Below are 1063 nucleotides of genomic sequence, written 5' to 3' on the forward strand. Positions count from 1 at the left end.
CCCGCCGGACTCGTATGAGCCGCAGCAGAGTTCGAAGTACCAAAATCAATCGCCAAATTCCACGAAGCGGCCACGCCGATTCCTCCCTCACAACAAAGACAGCGACAAGTCTAACCAGAAAGCACCGTGTTCGACGACCAAGCTGAAGAAAAGGCAGTTCAAGGTGGATCGCTGGAGCCCAATGTTCGCGTGGCCCGGCTTAGCTACATGAATCCGTTGTCAGTAGCCCATCGGCGGGCACCCTCGTCATCCTCACGTACAAGACTCGAGATCAAAAGCTTTTCGTTCGGGTAGTAGATCACAACGTCGCGGACCGGACTGTTGGCCGTGTCGGTCGCCGTGCGCACCTTCGGGTTGCCTCCGGAAAGCTCTGAGCCATTTTCCGGCGGCAATTTCTCTACCACCTCGAAAGCCTGGTCGGCGTTCACGTCCTTGAAGAAGGAGATGCCAAAGTTGTTGCCCTCCTGCGAGCAACGGTAGTACTTCACGGATGTATCTTCGATCCACTTGTTGTAGACAATGCCGTCAGCTTCATGTTCTTCCGTGTCGCACGGACTCAAGGAATTGCGGAACTGCTCGGGCAGGAATGAATCGTCCCCAGTGATCTCTCCAATGGGCACGAACTTGGAACCGGGTGAAGCCGACGAAGAGGTTGTGCTTGTCGGTGAGGTTCTCGCGGCCGATGAAGCCGCGGACTCATATCCCGGTGTCTCGGACTCGCTGACAGATGGTGCTGTCGACGACGCTTCGTTCGAACCGTCAGTATTATCCCCGCCACGGGTGACTGCCCAGCCACCGATACCCAACAGCGCCACAGCGCCCAACGCACCAGCAACAATCAACGGACCCTTACCGCCCTTGTTGCCACCAGCACCACTCGACGGCACCGATGACTGCCCAGCCGAATGAGCGCCCGGTTGTGCAGGCTGGGTCTGGGCAGCCTGCGCCATCGGTTGCGCAGCCTGCGGGGGTTGGGTGGCCTGGGTGGGTTGGGCTGGGCCGCCAAACGGATTCGCACCCGGAGCAACAGAACGCTGACCCCCACCCTGCGCCGGCTGCGTAA

Annotated in this window: 1 pseudogene; it reads right to left on the minus strand. The window is 59.3% G+C overall.

The annotated features are described in order from the left end of the window. Nucleotides 1-203: 203 nt before the first annotated feature. A pseudogene (locus KBX18_RS11730) lies at nt 204-1063 on the minus strand (hypothetical protein); the annotation flags it as partial.

This window comes from Corynebacterium sp. CCUG 69979, assembly GCF_024454095.1.
GTDB classification, from domain to species: domain Bacteria; phylum Actinomycetota; class Actinomycetes; order Mycobacteriales; family Mycobacteriaceae; genus Corynebacterium; species Corynebacterium genitalium.